Consider the following 21,848-nt stretch of genomic DNA (forward strand, 5'->3'; position numbering starts at 1 on the left):
AACTTTCCAAGGGAGCTTGCAAATGGGCGGAAAAGTGATTTTCTTCGATATCGACGGAACACTGTTGGATCATAATAATCGACTGCCGGAGTCAACAAAACACAGTATCGGGAAACTGCATCGGGCAGGACATGTGGTGGCGATAGCTACGGCTCGACCTCCTTTCAGGTTCGGGAATATTGCTCAAGAATTGGGCGTTCGTTCCTATGTCAGCATGAACGGTCAGTACGTAACCGTAGACGGGGAGGTCATCTTCCGGGCCCCGTTAGAGCGGGAAAAAGTCAGCTCTTTAAAGAAATTCGCGGACGCCAGACGGCACCCGCTTGTCTTTGCGGATCCTGTGAACACGACAGCGTCAATTGCCGATCATGACGATATTGCTGCTTGTTTTGCCGGATTAAACGAGACTATGCCTCAATATGATCCGGACTATGATATGAACAGAGAAATCTATCAATGTATCGTATTTTGCAAAGAAGCCGCTGAAGGAGACTATCGAACGGTTTTTCCCGATTTGCACTTTGTCAGGTGGCATGATCTCGCTATGGATGCGATTCCGGCCGGCCTCTCGAAAGCTTTCGGTATTCAAAAATGGATTGAGCGAATGGGCGTTAACCGTGAAGATGTGTACGCATTCGGCGACTCCTATAATGATATCGAAATGCTTGAGTTTGCCGGTTGCGGAATAGCAATGGGCAATGCGCCGGATGCCGTTAAGAGGGCGGCAAAGCTTGTAACGAAAGCTGTGAACGAGGATGGTATTTTCCACGGCCTGCAAATGGCGGGCTTAATATAAGGGGGGACGACGATGCTGACGTACAAGGGAAAGGAGTATGTATGCCATCTTGATTTCGGGATGGAGATGGTTCGAAGCAAATGGAAGGCTGTCATCTTGTGTCATTTAAATGATGGCCCTAAACGATTTCTTGAATTGCAGCGGACCGTGACCGGCGTAACGCAGAAGGTGATTAACGAGAAACTGAAAGAGCTGGAGGAAGATGGGCTGATCGAGAAAACCATATACCCCGAAGTGCCGCCGAGAGTAGAGTTCAGACTTACGCAAGCAGGGAAAGAATTGTTTCCTGCATTGGACATGATTCAGAAATGGGCGGAAAAACATTACAGTAAGCAAACTTCCCCAGTTCAACCCCCTCCTTGACGAACTTCACTTCAAGTAATTTCTTTCCTCCAGAGCCTTATTCGAAAAAAATGTTACCCTATTGAGCAAAAGTAAGAGGAACGCAATTTGGATAGTGCGAGGAAATCCTAACTCCAATGGCAAAATGTTGTCATCGGAATGATGCTGGTTCTGACAGTAACCTACGACGGGATATTGGCTCCAAAAAAGCAGCGGGATTGGGCGAAGAGGGAATAGAAATAAATACCTCTTAGTTGGGTTCAAATTCATAAAAACATATCATTGACTAAATCGAATTGTTTTTCTATATTTACATTAGGAAATAAAATTCTATTTTATGAACTTGATGCGGAAATATAATATCGTGATGTTTGAAAGGAGGATTGAGCCGCTCAAGTGCTAGATCTGAGAATGATTCGCCACAATTGTAAGCGCTCCACTAGTGAAGCTTGTTGATAAAAAATAAAGCTTGCATAAAACAGAGGAGGTTTTAAGCATATGTACAAATACGGCGTTCATAGTTCATTCGGTGAAAAAGATTGGAACTTTGACTTGTTTAAAGCGGTGAAGCGGCATGCGAAGAATGGGTTTGATGTGGTTGAGATTTTTGTGCCTAACTTGTTAATGAGACCTAAGCATGAGTATCTGGAATTGAAAAAAGTCGCTGATGAGCACGGTATAGAGATGACTTACTCGACAGGACTTGCAAGAGAGCATGATCTCTCCTCCAAAGATGAGCGAATTCGCAGACAAGCAATTGAATATGTAAAGCATACTCTCGAAGTTATTGCAAGTATGGGCGGGACTGCTTTTGGCGGGGTCAACTATGCGGCTTGGGGAGGGAAACTCGAAAATGGTGAATTCGATCGGAGAGTCTATGTCGAGAACAGCGTGAAAAGCATGAAGGAATTGGCCAAAACAGCCGAGGATCTTGGGATTACTTACCTGCTTGAAGTTGTAAACCGTTTTGAGACAACTGTCATGAACACAGCCGAAGAGGGCAGAGCGTTTATCGAGGAAGTCGGAAGTCCGAATTGCAAACTCTTGCTCGATACGTTTCATATGAATATCGAAGAGACTAGCTTCAAAAATGCAATTTTAACCGCCGGAGATCGATTAGGCTACATGCATTTTGGAGAATGCGACCGCAGACTTCCAAGCAAGAATAGTAGAACAAATTGGGAAGAGCTGTATTTAGCTCTTAAAAGCATAGAGTTTAACGGCATTCTAACAATTGAATCTTTTATTGCGACAGGCGGCGAGATTGGGAGAGATATTGGAGTGTATCGCGATCTTACTTTCGGCAAAGATGACAATGAACTGGATGTTGCGATCAGAGAATCCTTGAATTTTCTAAAATCGCATGAAAACTAATCCAAGGAAAATCCTTTTTGGCGTTATGATAAACATTGTTTCTTAAAGTAAGGGGAGGGTTACACTTTGAAAATATATAATATTAAAGATATAGACGGTTTTTTTGAAGTATTGGATAAATGCCAGGGTGTAGTCGAACTCCTATCTTCGGAAGGAGATCGTATCAATCTCAAATCCAAATTAAGTCAATATGTAGCATTGAGTAAAATATTTACGGACGCACATATATCGGACATCGAGATTATTGCTCATGATCCGCATGACGTTAATTTACTGTTTCAATTTCTAGTTAATGGAAATCAATAAAAGCGATATTCAAACGCTGAGCTATCGGTAATATGACTCTGCTCATACTTCAAGGCTTTCGAGGTTGACATTACCGCAAATAGTTCCAAAAGCTCCCGAGGCATTGCTGTGAATGGATATTCTTGGCAATGCCTCATCTGCAAGCGCTTCAATTCGACGTCGTGAAACGATGAAACTTTGTAAGTCGGGATGTGTATATGGTTGGCAAAATATATCTTGGCGCATGATTTGGGGACATCGGGGAATAAAGCTACATTATTTTCCGAAGACGGCAAGATGGTAGGGAGCTATGTTGCCGCCTATCGGACCGAATATTTTAACGGTACATGGGCCGAGCAGGATGCGGAAGACTGGTGGAACGCCGTATGCGTAACCAGTAAAAGACTGATTGAATCGCTCAGTGTTGATACGGCGAATATTGCAGTTGTCAGCTTTAGCGGACAAATGATGGGATGTCTCTGTGTCGATAAAACCGGAAAGCCGTTACGAAGGGCGATTATTTGGGCGGACCAGCGGGCGCAAAAGCAAATGCTACAAATTGAAAGCCGTATCGCCCAGAAAGATTTTTATCGTATCGTTGGTCATCGCAATACAGCCTCGTACGGCATTCAAAAACTGATGTGGGTTCGCGATCATCAACCTGAAATTTATGAGCAAACTTACAAAACGCTGAATGCCAAAGATTTCATCGTACATCGTCTTACCGGGCAATTTTATACCGATTATTCGGACGGCAACAGCAATGGATGCTTTGACTTGACGAATCTGAAATGGTCCGACGAAATTATTGAATATGCCGGCATAGACCCCGATAAGCTTCCGGAGCTAAAGCCTTCGACGTTTGTGGCGGGACGAGTGACCAAGGAAGCGGCGGCGGCTACAGGCTTGGCGGAAGGGACGCCAGTCGTGCTTGGCGGCGGAGACGGGGTTACGGCAAGCGTCGGTGCAGGGTCGATCAGCCCTGGCAAAACGTACTGCTCGATCGGAACGTCCGCCTGGATTACGACCGCCTCGGAAAAACCGATTTTTGACGAGGATATGCGAACGGTTACGTGGGCCCATGTCATCCCTGGACTTTATGCACCGAATGGCACGATGCAAACAGCCGGCGGGGCGTATAACTGGGTGAAAAATACAATTTGCCAGTATGAAATGCATTTGGCGGAAGAAGAAGGCAGCTCGCCTTATGAATATATGAATGCGCAAATCGCGCAAAGCCCTGTTGGCTCGAACGGCATTATCTTTCTTCCGTATTTATTGGGGGAAAGGGCTCCCAGATGGGATCCGCACGCCAAAGGCGCCTTTATCGGTTTGAAATCGGAAAATCTGAAGGGCGATCTAATTCGAAGCGTGCTGGAAGGCGTGACTATGAATCTTGCCATCATTCTGGATATTCTTCGCAAGCAAGTTCGCATCGATGAAATGCTGGTCATCGGCGGCGGGGCTAAAGGCGAAGTTTGGCGTCAAATCATGGCGGATATTTATAACGCGAGAGTCATTGTGCCGAATGTTTTGGAAGAAGCGGGATCGATGGGTGCGGCTGTAACCGGCGGCGTTGGCGTGGGATTGTTCAAAGATTTTAGCGTGATTGACCAATTTATTCAGACGAATGCCGTACATATGCCGAATCCGGAAGCTGTGGCTGCTTATCAGCCTGTGAAAGAGCGCTTCAACGATTGTTATCATGCCTTGAAAGATGTTTTCGCAAAGCTGTAAAGCCTAATATTTGCCATGAGGAGAAGTGACAAATGGATACGCTGAAAAAATTGTTTTCGCTTGAAGGCAAAGTCATCCTCATTACCGGCGGAGCGCAGGGGATCGGCAAAGCGGTTGCCGAACATATCGCCGGAGTCGGAGCGGATATCGTCATTTTCGACCGGCAGGCGGAAAAGGCGCAAGCTACGGCCGACGCCATCGCGCAGCAATATCATTGCAAAACGATGGCATTTGAAGTCGATGTTACGAAGCCCGATCAGATCGCGTCGGCGATCGAAAAGGCGGATGCGGCCATGGGAAAGCTGGATTTGTTGTTTAATAATGCGGGGATTGTTTTGCAAAAACCGGTGATCGACCTAACGCCAGATGAATGGCTTAACGTCATTAACGTAAATCTGAACGGCGTCTTCTTTGTCGCGCAAGCATTCGGGAGGTATTTGATCACTCGCGGTAAGCAGGGGGTTATCGTGAATACGGCATCGATGTCCGGCTCGATCGTGAATTATCCGCAACAGCAAGCTTCCTACAATGCATCCAAAGCGGGCGTCATTCAGTTGACCAAATCGCTGGCGGTAGAGTGGGCCGATAAAGGAATAAGGGTCAATTCCATTAGTCCGGGGTATATTTTCACCGAGCTAACCTCCTTTGTCAGAGAAGATTGGCGGGAACTATGGAAAGATCTTACGCCGATTAAACGATTGGGGAAGCCGGAGGAATTGGCCGGTGCGGTCATTTATCTGCTTTCCGATTCGGCCTCCTTTGCGACGGGATGCGATTTGATTATTGATGGAGGATTCACCGTTGTGTAAAGCAACGAATGAGTAAAAGATAGTTAAGATGAGCATCTACACTGATCGCATAAAGCGGAACGCGATGCAGTTGGTCAACCCAAGCAGTGATGCCGAATTTGGGTCTGCCGAGCCCCTACAAATGTAGGAGGAAGGCAGATTGGATGGTACGAGGAAATTCTTGTCCCATCTGCCTCGGCGAATGCCGAGAGGCTATTGATTATACGAGGAGGCAGGTTATGAAAACATTAGTGGTAAACGCCGATGGGGTACTGGAAGTCAGAGAAATCCCGATTCCCCGATACAGTCCCAAACAAGCGCTTGTCAAAACGATCAGCTGCGGCATATGCGGAACGGATTCCACACTGATCAAAGCGAGCTTCAAAGGATTTCCCCGGGAAATATATCCTGTTATGCTTGGACATGAGGCTGTCGGTCAAGTCGTGGAGCTGGGATCCGAAGTGACCGGCTTTAAGGTTGGCGACATCGTGTTGCTGCCGTTTAACGACGCGAATCGTGAGTTATACGGTTCGTTAGGTTCGGCGTGGGGCGGCTTTAGCGAATATGGCGTCATTCACGACAGAGCCGCTTATCGAGAAGGCGATATTCCTGAGGTTGCCTTTGCTCAGCAGCTTGTACCGGCCGATATCGATCCGGTTGACGCAGCGTTGCTCGTAACGCTTAGGGAAGTGTTAAGCAACATCAACTATTTCGGCATCAAAAAACGCGATAGCGTTGTGGTGATTGGAAGCGGGCCTGTCGCCCAGGTTTTCGTAAAATTGTTAAGCCTGCTAGGTGTAGAGACCATTATCGGGATTGCCAGAAGCGAAGAAAAGCGGCAGCTTTTATTGGAAAACGGCGCCACAGCCGCTTTGAACAGCGGAGCAGTTGCTGTTGCCGAAACGATTCGCAATCTGTACCCAAGCGGTGTGGACTATGTGCTCGATACCGTCGGCTCCGCCGAGATCGTCAATCAGGCTATGGAGCTCATCAAGGATCGGGGAGAGATTCTTTGTTACGGCGTCCCGGCTAACAATCAAATGCAGCTCGATTGGAGCAAGGCACCCTATAATTGGAAGCTCAATTTTCAACAGATGCCATCAAAGCTCGAGGAAGGGGAAGCTTACGAGCAGGTGGTAGCCTGGATTAGAGAAGGCAAGCTCGACATGAAGTCATTTATTTCGGATTACTTTGCGTTTGACGACATTTTATATGCGTTTGAGAAGTATATGAACCGCGAAGTTGTAAAAAAGGCGATTATTACATATTAAATTAGCTCAATTCGATCGCTTTGCGCGCTCCAACGCTCATAAAGCCGCCGAGAAGACAATCGCGGCAATTAAAGTCATATATATGATAAGGAAAGGGCAGGTCGAATGCAATCATTCGTCTGCCCTCCTTGCGGTTGAATTCACCAACAAATTGTTTGGTTTGGCAGCCAAAAATAACTATAAAATGAGGGAATGAGGTTGTGGAAGGAAATTGCATTCCTCGCGTACTTACAGATCTGGATCGACAAGGAGGCACAAAGGAGAACCGAAACGCCAACAACTGTAAGCGTACTCCCCATGATGGGGTACGAATAAAACAGGATGATTGCCGGGCCTGAACGACATCCAAATTCAGGCCCCCCTAGCTTGCATTTCGTCAGGTGGCATGATAAAGCGATGGATGCGCCCTTGGACATGATTCAGAAATGGGCGGAAAAGTATTATGTTCCACAGAATCCCTCGATGCGAATATCTTCCGACGAACCCCATTCCAAGTAATTTCAATTCCGCGAAGACGCTAACTCAATAAAGATTACCATTTTGTAAGGTAACTTACTGAAAAGTGGGTACTTTTGCATTTTTTAGGGTCATTTATACTGGGGGGGACGAAAATGAAAACGCCATCATACGGGAGGTTATCGGATTGGAAACGGGTTTAAAGGGAAAGAACGTATTGGTTACCGGCTCGACGCTTGGGATTGGAAATGCCATTGCGCAAGCATTTCTGGAAGAAGGGGCCAACGTCATCATTAACGGGCGGAGCAAAGAGCATGTCGATCAAGTTGTGCAATTCATGCAGGCCCGGTATCCGCATTCGGAGGTAAGGGGAGTTGCCGCAGACCTGAGCACTCTGGAAGGCGCCAATCGCCTGTACGACGAGGCAGTGAATGGCGGAAAGCTCGATGTATTGGTCAACAATGTCGGTATTTACGGAGTGGTGCCATTTACCGAAATCACCGATGAAGATTGGTTCCACATCTTCAATGTCAACGTGATGAGCATCGTCAGAATGTCCCGGAGAGCGCTACCCGACATGCTTGCGGCGAACTCCGGAAAAATCATCAATATCGGTAGCGAAGCAGGCATCAGGGTAAACAGCGACATGGCGCACTATTCCACAACGAAGTCGGCTTGCCTGGGGCTAACAAAAGCTTTGGCGGAATTGACGAAAGGCACGAGAGTAACCGTGAACAGGATTTTGCCTGCGGCGACGATGACGGCGGGAGTTCTGGAGTATTTGGAAACAATAGCGAAAAGAGACGGCATTACGATGGAAGAGGCTCAAATCAATTATTACAAGCACGGTACGGACTCCGGGTCGCTATTGCAAAGATTTTTGACTGTCGAAGAAGTGGCCATGACCGTGATTTCTACAGCCGCCAACAGCGGCATTAACGGAAATAACATCCTGATCGATGCCGGGGTTATCAAGCATATTTGATCTCAATAGGGGGATTCGTCCATGATCAATCGGAAAACAGGAACAATGTTGGCGGCATTAACGCTTATAGTTTTGGCAGCGCTTGCAGGATGCAAAGACACCCCCGCCTCCAAGAACGACACCCAAGTGACTTCAACGGCAAGCGAACAGAAATCCGCTCAAGAAAGGGTATATTATTTCGTATCCGGGTTTCAGGCGCATCCCTATATGATCGATGCTCACCTTGGGTTCAAGTACGCTGCCGAGAAATTCGGGGTCAAAATTGTCAAAATGGGGCCTGACGGCTTCGACAGTAAAGCGGCGGCGGAAGCATTGGAGCAGGCCATTGCCAAGAAGCCCGCCGGTATTATTACTTGTTTGTGGGATTCTGCGGAGGTACCGGCTATCAAACGCGCCATGAAGGAAGGAATTCCGGTCATAGCCATGACGTCAACGGTGCCGGATGCCGGCGTCATGACCTATATCGGTCTGGATAATTATCAATCGGGTGTGGATACCGCCAAAGAATTGATCAAACAAGCGGGTAATTCCGGAAAACTCGTTGCACTTGGCAATTGGGGCGCGTCTAACACGGACGATAAATTTAGGGGCCTAATGGACGGATTAAAGGGCACCGATTGGGAGCTGTTAAGCAAAGTTGACGATAAGGCTAATACGGAGACGGCGATTGAAGCGGCAAAATCGGCTTTCAATAACTATAAAGATTTGACTGCCGTTGTCGGGCTTGATTCGAGCTCCGGTACGGGGATCGGTTCGGCCATGGAGGAGCTCAATATCGATCCCAAGAAGGTAGCTGTCGTTACCCATGATAGAGAAACCGGGACCGTCGAGTATATTCAAAAAGGCCTGATTCGAGCAACAGTCATCAATAAAACGGCAACGGATGCTTATATGTCCATTTTGCTGTTGGAAGCTTATAACGATCAGAATATCGGCTTAAAGAATGTACCGGTATCCAGAGATAACGCTAAGGCAAATGTCAACATCATGCCTGAGACGATGTACGAGCATACGGTCATCATCGACAAAAATAATGTGGATGAGTTCTTATATAAAAACTTGCCGCGTTTTCCAAAAGGCGAGAAGCTGTACCAGTAATTCGTAAACGGAGTCAGGGTCTGCAAGAAGAGACCGCTGACTCCGTCCCTTACACAGAAGCGGAGAGGAGAAGAGGAAGATGAGGGAAGAGTGCGATCGGCAAGTTGTCATCCATCAGGTTTCCAAACGGTTCGGAGCGGTCGAAGCTCTGAAAGAAGTATCATTTTCCGTAAATAGAGGAGAAATTCACACCTTATTGGGTGAGAATGGAGCGGGAAAGAGCACACTGATTAAAATCATTATGGGCGAGCAGGCACCGGATTCGGGATCGATCATGATCAACGGGACACCGGTAGAGATTTATAACCCTAAGCATGCGCAAATGCTGGACATCTCCATGGTTCATCAAGAATTGGCCGTGTTCGAAAATATGACGGTTGCCGAGAACATTTTCCCAATGAGCAATTTCAAAAATAAATTCGGGTTCATCGATAAGAAGAGATTGCATGATGAAGCGCAGAAAAAATTGGATGTATTCCAATTGCAGATCAAGCCCGAGCAAAAGCTGAGTACGTTGACGTTGGGCGAACAGCAAATGGTTGAAATTTTGCGGGCGATCAGTCTACGCAAACAAATCATCATGTTGGACGAACCTACTTCCAGCTTGAACAACGAAGAGGCTCATCGTCTTGTTCAAGTATTGAAACTGCTGAGGGATAGCGGAATTACCATCATTTACATCTCGCACAGGATTCCCGAGATACTGGAATTAAGCGATCGGGTGACGATTTTAAGAGACGGCCAATTTATATGCACACTAAATAACGACGAGCAGTTGACTGAGAACATTCTTATTAGCAATATGGTCGGTCGGGAGTTAAGCGGAGAATTGTACGTAACCAAACAGTACGAGTCCGGCTTGGAGAACAAGGACACGCTATTCGAGGTAAAAGGGCTAACCAAAAAAGGATCTCTTCATGATGTGAGTTTTCATGTAAAGAAAGGTGAAATATTAGGATTTTACGGTTTGGAAGGTTCGGGAACGCATGAGCTGTCCCGGTTGATCTTCGGGCTTGAAAGCAGAGATCATGGACAAATTTATTGCTGCGGCAAGAAACTGGAAAAAATCACCCCGGAGCAGCTTATTGAACACAAAGTTTTATATCTCCACGGGAATCGCAAACAAGCCGGCCTTTTGTTACATATGTCGACTATGGATAACATGTCGTTGCCCGTATTGAAGAAGCTATCATCTTGTACCTTGTTGAACGTAGAAGCGCTCAAACAACATACGACCCGTTTTATCCGTATGTTTTCTGTTGCGATCCACTCGATTTGGACGAAGCCGGGGACGTTAAGCGGCGGCAATCAACAGAAGATCATGCTGTCCGTTTGTTTGGGAGCGGAGCCGGATTGCATGATTATTAACGATCCTACGCGCGGAATCGACGTGGGAGCCAAGAACGAAATACATCAATTCATACTCGATAAAGCCAAGGAAGGGATGAGCCTGATTGTATTCAGCTCGGACCTGCCGGAATTAATCAGCCTGGCGGATCGAGTGCTGATCTTGAGAAACCGGACGCTCAGCGGCGAACTCAAGGGCAGCGAAATCAACGAAAAAGCAATTATGTCATATGCGGCGTTATAAGCGGTGCAAGGGGAGGAAAAAGCGATGATTATCGAGAGAAACGTAGAGCATGCACGAACATTGGATGTTTCTAAACCCAGGCTTCGTCTCGGCGCTATGTCCATTGTAGCACTCACCCTGGTTTTATGTACGCTCCTCAGTGTCGCAACGAACAGTTTTTTTTCCTATAACAACATTTATTCGATCTTGTTTGGCGTTTCCATTCAATTTTTTGCCGTCATTGGGTTTACCTATTTAATGATCATGGGAGAAGTGGACATGTCGGTCGGAGCAGTGTACGGATTTAGCGGTACATTGGTGGGTGCGTTGATGATTCTCTCCTTGCTGGTTTGCGTTTTTTTGGGAGCGGTTTCAGGCTGGCTTGTTACGACATTCAGGATCAATTCCATGATGGTAACGATCGGCATGATGACCATGATCCAAGGCGTAAACTGGCTGTTGATCGGTACGCTTCAAGGGTATTCCTTCCCGGACAGCTACAGGCATTTCATCAATTTCCGTATCGGAGGCATCCACTGGAGCATATTGTTCATGTTTGCGCTTGTGGCAGTCCTGGAATGGTTAATTGTTAAATCCATTGTATTCAAAAAGATGTATTACGCAGGAGCAAATGTGGAAACGGCCAGAATTTACGGAATAAAAGCCGATAAGATAAAAATCATTACCTTCGCAGTCTCCAGCGTTACGGCTGCTGTAGGCGGCATTCTTGCTACTTCAAGAATCATGCATGCGGATGTTACGACGGGGGTTAACTTGGAGTTTCTGATGATAACCGCCGCAGTGGTGGGCGGAGCAAGCTTATTTGGCGGCAAAGGCAGCGTATTAAGATCGGTGCTTGGAATGGTCTTCCTCTCGGTTATTTTTAACGGGATGATCATTTTCAAAATCGATCCGTTTATTCAGCAAGTAATTGTCGGCTTTATTTTAATTATCGCCGTCTTTATTGATTCTCTACTCAATAGAAACGTGAAATGACCGATAACGCTGCAGGGGAACAGGAGTGCATGTCATGAACCTTAAACGTATGAACGGCTACTTTAAAAATGAAGCATCTTTATCATTTCTCATCAATGTAGTTCTGGTCATTGTTCTTGCTGGGTTTAGTCCATATTTTTTTAACGTGTCGAATCTGGATTCTTTGCAGACGGCGATTGCGCCTGCCGGCATTATCGCTATCGGAATGATGCTGCTTCTCGTCACCGGTGTGTTTGATCTTTCGGTCGGCTCCACGATGTGTATATGCGGTGTTGTGACCGCCATGCTTCTGGAACACGGGGTTCCCGTAGGCCTCTCCGTGCTTGCAGGGATCTTGGCCGGAACCGCAATCGGCTTGCTGAACGGGTATTTGGTCGCATATGCCAAAATCAATCATTTGATCGTGACCATCGGCATGATGTATATGATCCGAGGAATATCCGAAATTTTACTGGTCGGCAAAGGAAGGGAAGGCTATCGCAATTTTCCGGATTCATTCGTCCACCTAGGCAACGGGCAGTTTCTCGGAATTTATTATATGTTGTGGGTGTTGATCATCCTTGCTGTTATCGTACAATGCTTAATCTTTTATTCGCCGGCGGGACGTAACTTGTATTATTTGGGGGGAAACCCGGAAGCAGCGGCGTTAATGGGCTTACCTGTGCAAAAAATCAAATTGATCGCATTTGGGCTCAGCGGTTCATTAGCGGCAATTGCAGGAATTATGTCAACAGCGCGGTATGAAATGGCAAACAGGTACATGGGGCAGGGCATGCATATGAGTATTATCATCAGCTGCATTATCGGCGGAGCAAGCTTGGCAGGAGGCAAAGGGTCGATGATAGGGGCGGTTTCGGGGGTGGTGTTCACGTCTTTGCTCAGCAATTGTTTTAATTTATTTGAAGTGCAGCCTCAATGGCAAAATGTTGTTATTGGGATGATGCTGGTTCTGGTAGTGACCTCTGACGGAGTGTTGGCCCTCAGAAAACAACGTGGATTGGTGAAAAGGTAATAAAAATTATCTCAAGTTTATCTGCAATAAAATAAAATTTTATTCATTATTTACACAATAGAATAATATTCTATAATATGATCATGGGCTTTTTGGCCAATACAACCCATTTAGGCACCGATAAAAGGGAGATGTCCGCAGCATGAGATTTTCTATCAAACAAAAACTTATCGGAAGTTTTATTCTTGTTTCCCTGATTTTTGGCATTTCAGCATGGTTTTCTTATGATCATGCAACGCGGACAACAACATCGTACGATTACGTAATCGGAAGTTTTTTGGAACTGAAGTCCATTGTACAAAGCATTCAAGCAGGTTCGCATATGCAGAACGGATCTTTACGCGGATACCTGATGTATGAAACCAAAGACATGAGGGATTATACGAATTCTGCGAATAGCGATATTGATAAGTTTATTGAAAAAGGTCGCTCGTTGGCTGCTGTTACTGCTAACGCATAATGTCCGCCAGTTGACGGCGTAAGTTGTCCTGATGGTGACGGACAATCTGTCCGAGCGAGACTACGAGAAAGGGAGAATCACGATAATTCTCCCTGGATGACTCGCTTGATCATATGATCGTCGATGATGCGATTTTTGTTCTGCGAACCGTAGATGAGAGCGTGTGTACATACTTTGTTGATCATTCTGGCGGCACCGCTCGAGAAGCGGAAGATGTCATCGATCGCTCCTTCGGTGAAAATGTCATGATCAGCACCAGCGAACGTCATGTGACGGCGAATGTAATCGCCGGTCTGAGCCCGATCGTAATGTGGTAGCTTACACTGCAAGTCGATTCGCTGGCGGATAGCCGCGTAAGCCTGCAGGTTCAGGCGATCCCAGAGCTCGCTTTGACCAACCAAGATGAGCGCCATGGGACTCTGCGCATCCATCTTGAAGTTAAGCAGGAAGCGTACTTCTTCCAGCATCTCTCGATCCAGCAGATGAGCCTCATCAACGACTACAACAGGCAAGAGCCGGTGAATGCCGCGCATAAGCTCAATCTCGCGATGTAACTGGCGCTTGGCATCACCACGGTAGAACTTCGATTCGCAGCCGAGCTGCTCGAGCAATCCCTTGTAAAAATGCCGCGGGGTCAGCTTCGAATCGGACAAGTAGAGCACCTTGTACTTGGCCGGATCGAGCACTTCGGTGAATCGGCGAATCGTCGTCGTCTTGCCCGTGCCGCAATCGCCGGTTACAACGGCAAACCACTGCCGGTGAGCCGCGTACTCGAGACGACCGAGCGTCTCCTCCAGAATGACCGACTCGTAGAGCTCGCTCGTTGGTAAGTCCCGCGAAAACGGTGAACGTCCAAGACCGTAGAACGACTCAAACATGACCGTCCTCCTTGCTCACCCGGCGATAGGCCACAGCGGGTGCCTGTTCTGCCTTGCGATCCCGGTTTCGTTCCTCCGCTGCCGCGAGTAGTCTTGATGCATCCGCAGCAACAGGGCCCAGATGCTCCGGCAGCGAAGGACGCTTGCCTGCACGCTCTCCAATGACAAGCTCTCGAACACGCCACGGCACATGACCTTCGTATTCAATCGTAAGCTCCGAGATATCTGCCGGGTCGAACACCACATCCACCGTACATCCGATGAAGGGCAGACCGACTTCGTATTTGCGATCCATGAAGCTAATACAGCCGGACTTGTCTACCTTGCGTGACTCACAATGCAGAAAGGCATTCGCAAGCACATCCGGATCCACGAACCGGAGCGCCTTCTTGTCGCTGCGGTAGGCGGATTCCGGGCTTAGCTTGTTCTCGAGTGCGGAATGCGGCTTGTTCTGGTAACATTCGCTCAACCAGATCTGAAACAGTTCATTCAGCCGTTCGAGCGTCTTCGGCTTCTCGAGAGCTGCCTCGCTAAGAAAAGCGTCGACGACGCGGTTGAACCGTTCGACCTTACCGGTTGATTCCGGCGAGTAGGGTTTGGCAAAAAGCAGCCGAATGCCGAGTTTCGAACACGCACGCGTCATCCATTTGGTTCGGTATTGCTTGCCGTTGTCGAAGTACACGGACTCCGGAACGCCGAACTTCTGGATAGCTCTACGGAAGCAGTCCTCCACGATGGTCTTGTCCATGACCGGATAGAACTCACCATGGAGCACAAACCGTGTTGCGTCGTCGATGAACGTGACGAGGTACACTTGCTTCATAGCGCCGCCGGGGCCGATGGGCAAATAAGGGCCGTATTTCAGATCCGAATGCCAAAGACGATTACGATGTCGTTGTTGAAACCGCCGAGCAGCGACACCGGATTCGGCGTACATGCGCATATGACGCGTGCTGTAGCCGCGCTGGGCTAATTTCTCCTGAAGGGTGCTGCGCTTGATCTCGCCGGGCCTGATGCGACCTTCCCATTCGAGAATCTGAATGAGTTGCGCAACGCTTCGACCCGGCACCTTACGGCGAAGCAAAATGGCTTGCTCCAGTACTTCCGGCGGGATCGTCGCCTCTGACGGCTTGCGCCCTTTACCTCTGGGCTTTAGCCCCGCGAATCCCTCTTCACGATACTTGGCCAAGTACCGGCGAAGCGTCCGCTCGGAGAGCCCTGTCTGCTCACAAATCCTCGCTTTGAGTTCTCGAGCCTTGGCAGGGTCAATCCCTTCTGCTAATAGCGGAGATAAAAGCTGCACACGCTCTGAAGCGACGGCCTCGGCTTTCTTCTGATCTTTCATCTATCTTGCACCTCACTTGGTAGACTTCGAGATGAGTCTACCGCAAGGGCTAGGTGGACAAGAATGCAGAACGGGTATGTACCCACAAATTTGAATTGACGACGGGACGGACAATTCTGGCTAGCCAGCCAGAAGCGTCCCCGACGTAATGTCCGATTCGATGATGTGCAGACTGCGAAGGGACGGACAAGTTCTCCACAGGGTCCTGGTGAAAGCGAATCGCGATGGATGTTAGGCACCCAAGCCAATACGTATATGTTCCTTGAAACCAATTCTTCCAGCGCCGTAGAGTAGCGTCGTCTGCTGCTACGGTCGATGACGCCTCTGGCTCCGAAACGACTTGCTCAATACATGCGGATTCATAGCGTTTATATGGCACTACACAATCCGGAAGCTCATGATGGATGTTCCGGCACCCAGAACAACGCAGCCGGCGGATTACAAGCACACGGCTTTCCCCGTCTTCACTTGTAAGCTTCCGCTTTCGGCTCCCTATGACTCTAAGCTCTTCCCCGCAACAGGGAGAAGGTACCACTTCTGCACACCGAACAAAAAACGCCGGATGACTTCTCAACCAGCTCATACTTTGATACAATGACCATGTTGAGTTGGGGATGCATCCCGTGAACCTGTTGGCGCAGGCTCACATCCATGGGAAGCATCCTTTTCCTTTTCTGTGATACGGTCATTATATTCAGCAACTCCCGTACAGGCAATCCCGTCAGCATTTGGGCATTATCTTTCAGCGGCAACAGCTGCAAACCCGGATATAAAAGCAAAATTTGATGAATTGAAGAATTTGAATGATCAATTTCGCTTGGAATCAAACCAGGTCATGGATATTACCATCAGCAATAAGCAACTCTCATTTGAGCAGGAACAAAAAAAAGTATTACCCATTAGTTATGATACTCAACTTTCGCACCTTGAAAATCTGTGCTAAGCCTTGATGGATCTAGGATTTCCTCTCAAAAAATCTCGATCTTGACAGAAAAACACCTTTCTCGTTTGGTAAAATGGAAGTTGCTAAGGCTTACCATCCCAAACAGAAAGGTGCGTAACCCTATGGTACAACACAACTCTCTGTCTGAAAAGGGTCAAGAACGAATTTCGGCTGCGTTCTCTGCTCTGCAAATCGGTCATCTGCTGCGCAATGCCGGTATTTCCAAGTCGTTCGGTTGGTCCAGTCTCGCCATCTTTCGACTAATCTTTGTGCTTGTATTTGAAGGGCGTAACTGGTTTCGTCTTCTCAACAGCGATCGCCGCCAGTCTTTGCCTGGCAAAGATGTGGTCTATCGGTTCTTAAACCACCCGCGCTTCGCATGGCGACGATTTTTGCATGCCTTGAGTCTGAAGATCGTTCAGCATTTTGATTCCCTGACCTCCCCGTCCCGCATTCGGGCTTTCATTGTCGATGATTCGGTTCTTCGTTACTGGCCCGCGTCTTCGATCATACGACGGGGCGATATACCCGCGGCTACAACATGCTCACGCTCGGATGGTCGGATGGCTTCAGCTTCGTGCCCATTTATTTTGTCATGCTCAGTTCGGCCAAGCTGGCGAATCGCTTTTGCGAGATGAAGGAGCGTTTGTCCAAGCGTACGCAAGGCTACAAACGCCGTATCGAGGCGCTTTCGCGTAAGCCGGATGCGGTTGTGGCTCTGCTCAACCGAGCGATCGCGGCCGGATTCAGTGCGGATTTTGTCCTGATGGACAGTTGGTTTACCCAAGCGCCTCTGTTGCGTGAACTGATGGCGAAAGGTCTGAATGTCATTGGTATGGTAAAGGCGATGAAGCAGCGATACCGGTTCGACGGAAAAAGCCTGACGCTCCAGGGACTTTATGCCCTTTTGCCAAAGCATAAAAACAAGGAGATTCTGGGCTCGATCATCGTTCAAACCGCCTGCGGTCTGCCGGTCAAACTGGTCTTTGTTCAAAATCGCAATCGGCGGCGGGATTGGCTGGTTCTGCTCAGTACCGACTTGGCGTTGACAGATGCCGAGATCGTTCGTATTTACGGCATGCGTTGGATCATCGAGACCTTCTTCAAATTTGCTAAATCGTATCTGAAGCTGGGTACGGAGTTCCAAGGCCGTTCGTTTGACATGCTCATCAGCCACACCACCATCGTGTTGACGCGTTATCTCGTGATGGAATGGGAACGTCGTCACGAAAACGACGCGCGGTCACTGGGGGGGCTGTTCTTCTTGTTTTCCGACGAAGTTCGAGACCTGGATCTCAAAGCGGCTTTGCAACATCTGATTGCATTTTTCATGGAGTTCACGGAAGCTAAGTCCAAACGGAATCAGTCTGCCGTTTTTCGTCAACTCCAGCAATGGATTTCGAGTTTGCCCAGTTATATCAAGGGTTTGTTTGGACAATTAAGCTGCGAAAGTTGAGTTATGATATCTATTTCAAATCCGAGTCCTTATATAATCTGATAACCAAACAGGCTGATCAAGCTATTGCTCAAACCAAAACCGAGTCTGCAAAAGGAATGTTGAAAATTCTAATTGTGAGCATTTTTGCAACTGTCGTGGCTATTTTTCTCGGTGTTGCCATCTCTTTATTTGTAACACGGCCAATCGAAAGACTGAATAAAGTTGCTCAACAAGTAGCAAAAGGTGATCTTACTGTAGATAAGCTGCATCTGAAAAACAGAGATGAAATCTATATGCTGAAGGAATCTTTTGAGAAAATGACTGACAATCTTAGGAACACGATCAGCCGTATCCAAATGAGCGCTGAGCATATTGCCGCATCCGCAGAACAATTAAAAGCAGGGGTTGACCAAACGAACAGCTCATCCGCAGTGGTTGCAACGGTTATCGAGGAAATTGCAAACAGCGCTGAAAATACCACGCTCAAAATAAGTAGTAACACCCGGTCTCTGCAAGAAGTACTAATCGGCGTGTTAAATATTGCAGAACGGGCATACGAAGTTTCTGATTTGTCCAAAGAGACGTCAAGGGAAGCGGAAGAAGGGAATCAATATGTTGAAAACAATGTAAACCAAATGCGCTTTATTTATGAATCGGTTAAACAGTCTAATGATGTAATAGATTCATTATCCGTACGTTCTCAGGAAATCGGTAACATTTTAGATGTAATTAACAAGATAGCTAATCAAACGAACTTATTGGCTATTAATGCAGCCATTGAAGCAGCCAGGGCCGGTTCGAATGGAAAAGGTTTTGCCGTAGTGGCTAACGAGGTTAAAAAGCTGGCTGAACAATCAAAATTTCAACACATACGATTAGTGATTTAATCGAAGGAATACAAAAGGACAGTCAACAATCCGTGAACATCATGAATAACGTGTTGGACAATGCCAAATCGGGACTTGTTGCGTCTGAAGAAACTTCGGCCAAGTTCGCAAAGATATTTGAGAGCGCAAAAAATGTTACGCCACAAATTGAAGAAATCACGGCTACTATTGAACAAATATCGGCGAGCGTGACTGAAGTTTCCGCATCTGCAGATGATATATCGAAACTTGCTCAAAGCAATGCGGCACATTCTGAAGAAGCTGCCGCGACAACGGAGGAACAATTAGCGTCAATTAGTGAGATAAATAGTTCCGCAACGAATCTTGCAGAGATGGCTGAAGAGCTACGGGTATTGGTGAATAATTTTAAGCTTTAATTGCTTCAGGTTCACAGAGATGCGGGGTGGGTTTGATTCCATTTGGAGACGGTCCCGCATTCTCAGAACATGATTCCCAATTTTATATGAGTAATAGAATTCATCATGGACTGGTGGAATATTGAAAAGGGGGGATGGGGGCAATTGGCGAGATGTATAGGCTGAATCGTCATTATGTAAGCGCTTAATACTGAATGAGTTTGTTCAAAATGAATGGATTGAAAAATTGGCTTCTCGAAACATAGGAGGTAGTACCCATGTACAAATACGGTGTTCATAGTTCATTTGGCGAAAAAAATTGGAATTTTGATTTGTTTAATGCGGTGAAACGGCATGCGAAAAATGGGTTTGATGTGGTTGAGATCTTTGTGCCCACCTTGTTGATGAGGCCTAAGCATGAATATCTGGAATTGAAAAAAGTCGCTGATGAGTACGGTATAGAAATGACATATTCGACAGGACTTGCGAGAGAGCATGATCTTTCCTCCAAAGATGAGCGAATTCGCAGACAAGCAATCGAATATGTGAAACATGTTCTCGAGGTAATTGCGAGTATGGGCGGTACCGCTTTTGGGGGAGTCAACTATGCGGCTTGGGCGGGCAAGCTTGAAAACAATGAGTTCGATCGGAGAGTTTATGTCGAGAATAGCGTGAACAGCATGAAGGAATTGGCGAAAACAGCTGAGGATCTCGGTATTACTTACTTGTTTGAAGTTGTAAATCGTTTCGAGACAACGGTTATGAACACTGCCGAAGAAGGCAGAAATTTTATTGATGAAATCGGAAGTCCGAATTGCAAACTTGTGCTCGATACGTTTCATATGAACATCGAAGAGTCTAGCTTCAAGAACGCTATTCTTACTGCTGGAGATCGGTTAGGTTGTATGCATTTAGGAGAATGCGACCGCAGTCTTCCTAGCAAACATGGAAGGACAAATTGGGAAGAACTGTTTCATGCCCTTAAAAGCATAGGATTTAACGGTATTTTAACTATTGAGTCTTTTATTACGACAGGCGGCGAGATTGGGAGAGATATTGGTTTGTATCGCGACCTTACTTTCGGCAAAACCGACGCTGAACTCGACATATCGATCAGAAAAGCTTTGAATTTTCTAAAATCACACGAAAACTAGTGTGAGGAGGGGACACGAATGAAAATATATAATATTAAAGATATTGATGGTTTTTTTGAAGTGCTGGATAAGTGCCATGGTGTAGTTGAACTCATATCTTCGGAAGGGGACCGTATTAATCTCAAATCCAAATTAAGTCACTATATAGCATTGAGTAAAATATTTATGGATGCGCAAATATCGGACATTGAAATTATTGCTCATGACCCTCACGACGTTAATTTGCTGTTTCAATTTCTTGTTAACGGGAATCAATAATCATGATATTCAAGCGTTAAGCCATCGTTTATGGTGGTTTAGCGCCTTTTTTTTTAGTTTGTGCAAGTGTTGAAAGTTTTTATTTTACAGTACCAAGAGAATTTTCAACTAACCACTGGTTACATCGGTTCGTGTCCACATCGTCAAAAAATTCGATAATACGGGGGAAGATTTGGAGGATTTGATCTCGATCGGTACGATCGGGCTGATCAAGGCGATCGAGTCGTTCTCACCGAACAAAGGAACGAAGTTGGCTACATTCGCAGCTCGTTGTATCGAAAACGAAATCCTGATGCATTTACGATCCCTGAAGAAAACAAAGAAGGATGTATCCCTTCATGACCCCATAGGAACGGACAAGGAGGGAAATGAGTTTACGCTGATCGACATTCTCGGCTCGGAGGCGGACGATGTTGCGGATAAGGTCGAGCTGAAGATTGAGAAGAGCAAAATATACCGCAACCTCGATATCCTGGATGAGCGGGAGCGGGAGGTTGTCGTCGGCCGGTTCGGGCTGGAGCATGGCGGCGAGGAGCGGACGCAGCGGGAGATTGCGAAGGAGCTTGGGATTTCGCGTTCCTATGTGTCACGGATCGAGAAGAGGGCGCTGATGAAGCTGTATCATGAGTTTTATAAGGCGAAGCGGTAGTTGAATAAGCATATTAAATTTGGTCTGCCTACTAGGCAGGCCTTTCGATTTATTGGGTGGCGTTGAAGCAGCAGAAAAGCAAAAATTTTTCCTGAAATAGGGTGCATTTTATAAAATGTATTGAAATACAAATTAATCCAAGTATAATACTTGGTATAAGCGGATTGTTTAGAAGATGATTCGCCGTCTACCGGGCAACTGGAGACCAACGTTTCTGCGGGACAATTCCCGCGGCGATGCTGCGTCTCTTTTTTATTTCAATGATATGGGGGATAGGCTTATGAGAATCGGAAGTAAATTGGCGCAAATTAGGAAGCAACGAGGTTACACGGATGAAGAGGTGGCTAAATCGTTATCGCTGAACATTGTCAAATACAGGTGCCTGGAGGAGGATATTACCGAATTTACGATCGACATTCTGCTCAAACTAGCCGATGTGTTCGGAGTTTCCGTTGACGAGCTGCTGAGCCGTAATAGCTCAAGCGGGAACGATCTGAAAGCGATTTTGCTGAAAAAGCCGACCTTCGATGGTGCTGTTCTTTCGTCTCAGGATATTCAAATGATTCAAGATTTTATAACCAGACTGGCTGACCAATCGAAAAAGCTGCAGCATCTGATCGAATTGATCGGCGACGATACAGATTTTTTGCAGAAGCTGCAGGATTTGAAAATCATAAACGGAAAACTGGATAATAAACAACTGTTGCAAACGATAGAAAAAGCTTTGGCATAACGGGTCATAACGGGCGGCTTAGTCCAGACGAGGCCGT

General features: G+C 46.8%; 21 protein-coding genes and 1 pseudogene. 19 read left to right on the forward strand and 3 right to left on the reverse strand.

The genetic code is table 11. The features are described 5' to 3' along the window. Positions 1-22: 22 nt before the first annotated feature. The 12 genes from ACZ439_RS21225 (at position 23) to ACZ439_RS21280 (ending at position 13,170) form a co-directional block, all read left to right on the forward strand. A complete protein-coding gene (locus ACZ439_RS21225; RefSeq protein WP_054799541.1) occupies positions 23-796 on the forward strand; it encodes a Cof-type HAD-IIB family hydrolase in 774 nt (257 codons plus the stop codon). A 12-nt stretch (positions 797-808) separates the two neighbouring features. Next, a complete protein-coding gene (locus tag ACZ439_RS21230) occupies positions 809-1,159 on the forward strand; it encodes a winged helix-turn-helix transcriptional regulator (protein ID WP_054796787.1) in 351 nt (116 codons plus the stop codon). Between the two features lie 477 nt (positions 1,160-1,636). Next, positions 1,637-2,512, forward strand: a complete 876-nt coding sequence (locus ACZ439_RS21235; protein WP_464620161.1) for a D-psicose 3-epimerase — start codon at positions 1,637-1,639, stop codon at positions 2,510-2,512. Positions 2,513-3,019: 507 nt separating this feature from the next. Further along, positions 3,020-4,534, forward strand: coding sequence for a xylulokinase (gene xylB, locus ACZ439_RS21240; RefSeq protein ID WP_464620162.1), 1,515 nt, complete (start codon positions 3,020-3,022; stop codon positions 4,532-4,534). Positions 4,535-4,566: 32 nt separating this feature from the next. After that, positions 4,567-5,343 carry an SDR family oxidoreductase gene (locus tag ACZ439_RS21245; protein WP_054796790.1) on the forward strand — a complete coding sequence of 259 codons (777 nt, stop codon included), beginning with the start codon at positions 4,567-4,569 and terminating at the stop codon, positions 5,341-5,343. 218 nt (positions 5,344-5,561) lie between these two features. Then, positions 5,562-6,593 carry a zinc-dependent alcohol dehydrogenase gene (locus ACZ439_RS21250; protein ID WP_464620163.1) on the forward strand — a complete coding sequence of 344 codons (1,032 nt, stop codon included), beginning with the start codon at positions 5,562-5,564 and terminating at the stop codon, positions 6,591-6,593. A 643-nt stretch (positions 6,594-7,236) separates the two neighbouring features. Further along, positions 7,237-8,034, forward strand: coding sequence for an SDR family NAD(P)-dependent oxidoreductase (locus ACZ439_RS21255; protein WP_054796791.1), 798 nt, complete (start codon positions 7,237-7,239; stop codon positions 8,032-8,034). Between the two features lie 21 nt (positions 8,035-8,055). After that, a complete protein-coding gene (locus ACZ439_RS21260; RefSeq protein WP_464620164.1) occupies positions 8,056-9,132 on the forward strand; it encodes a sugar ABC transporter substrate-binding protein in 1,077 nt (358 codons plus the stop codon). Positions 9,133-9,211: 79 nt separating this feature from the next. Continuing rightward, entirely contained in the window at positions 9,212-10,723 is a 1,512-nt protein-coding gene (locus ACZ439_RS21265; RefSeq protein WP_464620165.1) for a sugar ABC transporter ATP-binding protein, read from the forward strand. 24 nt (positions 10,724-10,747) lie between these two features. Beyond that, positions 10,748-11,698, forward strand: a complete 951-nt coding sequence (locus ACZ439_RS21270) for an ABC transporter permease (RefSeq protein WP_464620166.1) — start codon at positions 10,748-10,750, stop codon at positions 11,696-11,698. Between the two features lie 34 nt (positions 11,699-11,732). Then, positions 11,733-12,710, forward strand: a complete 978-nt coding sequence (locus tag ACZ439_RS21275; RefSeq protein WP_464621153.1) for an ABC transporter permease — start codon at positions 11,733-11,735, stop codon at positions 12,708-12,710. A gap of 142 nt (positions 12,711-12,852) precedes the next feature. After that, on the forward strand, positions 12,853-13,170 hold the full coding sequence (locus ACZ439_RS21280) for a CHASE3 domain-containing protein (protein ID WP_464620167.1): 318 nt from the start codon (positions 12,853-12,855) through the stop codon (positions 13,168-13,170). Between the two features lie 77 nt (positions 13,171-13,247). Here ACZ439_RS21280 and ACZ439_RS21285 read toward each other — a convergent pair whose 3' ends face one another. From ACZ439_RS21285 to ACZ439_RS21295, 3 genes are read right to left on the reverse strand one after another with little or no spacing between them, the layout of a single operon-like run. Next, a complete protein-coding gene (locus ACZ439_RS21285) occupies positions 13,248-14,048 on the reverse strand; it encodes an ExeA family protein (RefSeq protein ID WP_054799535.1) in 801 nt (266 codons plus the stop codon). After that, entirely contained in the window at positions 14,041-15,393 is a 1,353-nt protein-coding gene (locus tag ACZ439_RS21290) for a DDE-type integrase/transposase/recombinase (RefSeq protein WP_464620168.1), read from the reverse strand. The genes ACZ439_RS21285 and ACZ439_RS21290 overlap by 8 nt, the downstream gene beginning before the upstream one ends. 49 nt (positions 15,394-15,442) lie before the next feature. Next, on the reverse strand, positions 15,443-15,976 hold the full coding sequence (locus ACZ439_RS21295) for a DUF6431 domain-containing protein (RefSeq protein WP_464620169.1): 534 nt from the start codon (positions 15,974-15,976) through the stop codon (positions 15,443-15,445). A gap of 482 nt (positions 15,977-16,458) precedes the next feature. Here ACZ439_RS21295 and ACZ439_RS21300 point away from each other — a divergent pair. The 7 genes and pseudogenes from ACZ439_RS21300 to ACZ439_RS21330 all read left to right on the forward strand — a co-directional run bounded on the left by ACZ439_RS21300 (position 16,459) and on the right by ACZ439_RS21330 (position 21,811). Continuing rightward, positions 16,459-17,792, forward strand: a pseudogene (locus ACZ439_RS21300) (IS4 family transposase). Next, entirely contained in the window at positions 17,789-18,661 is an 873-nt protein-coding gene (locus ACZ439_RS21305) for a methyl-accepting chemotaxis protein (RefSeq protein WP_464620170.1), read from the forward strand. The pseudogene ACZ439_RS21300 and the gene ACZ439_RS21305 overlap by 4 nt, the downstream one beginning before the upstream one ends. A gap of 32 nt (positions 18,662-18,693) precedes the next feature. Next, positions 18,694-19,038: a hypothetical protein gene (locus tag ACZ439_RS21310; RefSeq protein ID WP_464620171.1), complete on the forward strand. Its 345-nt coding sequence runs from the start codon at positions 18,694-18,696 to the stop codon at positions 19,036-19,038. Positions 19,039-19,295: 257 nt separating this feature from the next. Continuing rightward, entirely contained in the window at positions 19,296-20,171 is an 876-nt protein-coding gene (locus ACZ439_RS21315) for a D-psicose 3-epimerase (RefSeq protein WP_464620172.1), read from the forward strand. 18 nt (positions 20,172-20,189) lie between these two features. Further along, positions 20,190-20,429, forward strand: coding sequence for a hypothetical protein (locus ACZ439_RS21320; protein ID WP_464620173.1), 240 nt, complete (start codon positions 20,190-20,192; stop codon positions 20,427-20,429). Between the two features lie 115 nt (positions 20,430-20,544). Beyond that, on the forward strand, positions 20,545-21,078 hold the full coding sequence (gene sigK, locus ACZ439_RS21325) for an RNA polymerase sporulation sigma factor SigK (protein WP_464621154.1): 534 nt from the start codon (positions 20,545-20,547) through the stop codon (positions 21,076-21,078). Positions 21,079-21,358: 280 nt separating this feature from the next. Then, entirely contained in the window at positions 21,359-21,811 is a 453-nt protein-coding gene (locus tag ACZ439_RS21330; protein ID WP_464620174.1) for a helix-turn-helix domain-containing protein, read from the forward strand. The last annotated feature ends 37 nt before the right edge of the window (positions 21,812-21,848 follow it).

Source organism: Paenibacillus sp. JCM 9796, assembly GCF_055379675.1.

What these genes read in the sequence shown, in the direction of transcription:
- ACZ439_RS21230 (WP_054796787.1), top strand. Translation starts at nt 809, where the DNA reads ATGCTGACGTACAAGGGAAAGGAGTATGTATGCCATCTTGATTTCGGG.
- ACZ439_RS21290 (WP_464620168.1), bottom strand. Translation starts at nt 15,393, where the DNA reads ATGAAAGATCAGAAGAAAGCCGAGGCCGTCGCTTCAGAGCGTGTGCAG.
- ACZ439_RS21295 (WP_464620169.1), bottom strand. Translation starts at nt 15,976, where the DNA reads ATGAGCTGGTTGAGAAGTCATCCGGCGTTTTTTGTTCGGTGTGCAGAA.
- ACZ439_RS21235 (WP_464620161.1), top strand. Translation starts at nt 1,637, where the DNA reads ATGTACAAATACGGCGTTCATAGTTCATTCGGTGAAAAAGATTGGAAC.
- ACZ439_RS21315 (WP_464620172.1), top strand. Translation starts at nt 19,296, where the DNA reads ATGTACAAATACGGTGTTCATAGTTCATTTGGCGAAAAAAATTGGAAT.
- ACZ439_RS21285 (WP_054799535.1), bottom strand. Translation starts at nt 14,048, where the DNA reads ATGTTTGAGTCGTTCTACGGTCTTGGACGTTCACCGTTTTCGCGGGAC.
- ACZ439_RS21270 (WP_464620166.1), top strand. Translation starts at nt 10,748, where the DNA reads ATGATTATCGAGAGAAACGTAGAGCATGCACGAACATTGGATGTTTCT.
- ACZ439_RS21275 (WP_464621153.1), top strand. Translation starts at nt 11,733, where the DNA reads ATGAACCTTAAACGTATGAACGGCTACTTTAAAAATGAAGCATCTTTA.
- ACZ439_RS21320 (WP_464620173.1), top strand. Translation starts at nt 20,190, where the DNA reads ATGAAAATATATAATATTAAAGATATTGATGGTTTTTTTGAAGTGCTG.
- ACZ439_RS21280 (WP_464620167.1), top strand. Translation starts at nt 12,853, where the DNA reads ATGAGATTTTCTATCAAACAAAAACTTATCGGAAGTTTTATTCTTGTT.
- ACZ439_RS21250 (WP_464620163.1), top strand. Translation starts at nt 5,562, where the DNA reads ATGAAAACATTAGTGGTAAACGCCGATGGGGTACTGGAAGTCAGAGAA.
- ACZ439_RS21260 (WP_464620164.1), top strand. Translation starts at nt 8,056, where the DNA reads ATGATCAATCGGAAAACAGGAACAATGTTGGCGGCATTAACGCTTATA.
- ACZ439_RS21225 (WP_054799541.1), top strand. Translation starts at nt 23, where the DNA reads ATGGGCGGAAAAGTGATTTTCTTCGATATCGACGGAACACTGTTGGAT.
- ACZ439_RS21245 (WP_054796790.1), top strand. Translation starts at nt 4,567, where the DNA reads ATGGATACGCTGAAAAAATTGTTTTCGCTTGAAGGCAAAGTCATCCTC.
- ACZ439_RS21330 (WP_464620174.1), top strand. Translation starts at nt 21,359, where the DNA reads ATGAGAATCGGAAGTAAATTGGCGCAAATTAGGAAGCAACGAGGTTAC.
- ACZ439_RS21265 (WP_464620165.1), top strand. Translation starts at nt 9,212, where the DNA reads ATGAGGGAAGAGTGCGATCGGCAAGTTGTCATCCATCAGGTTTCCAAA.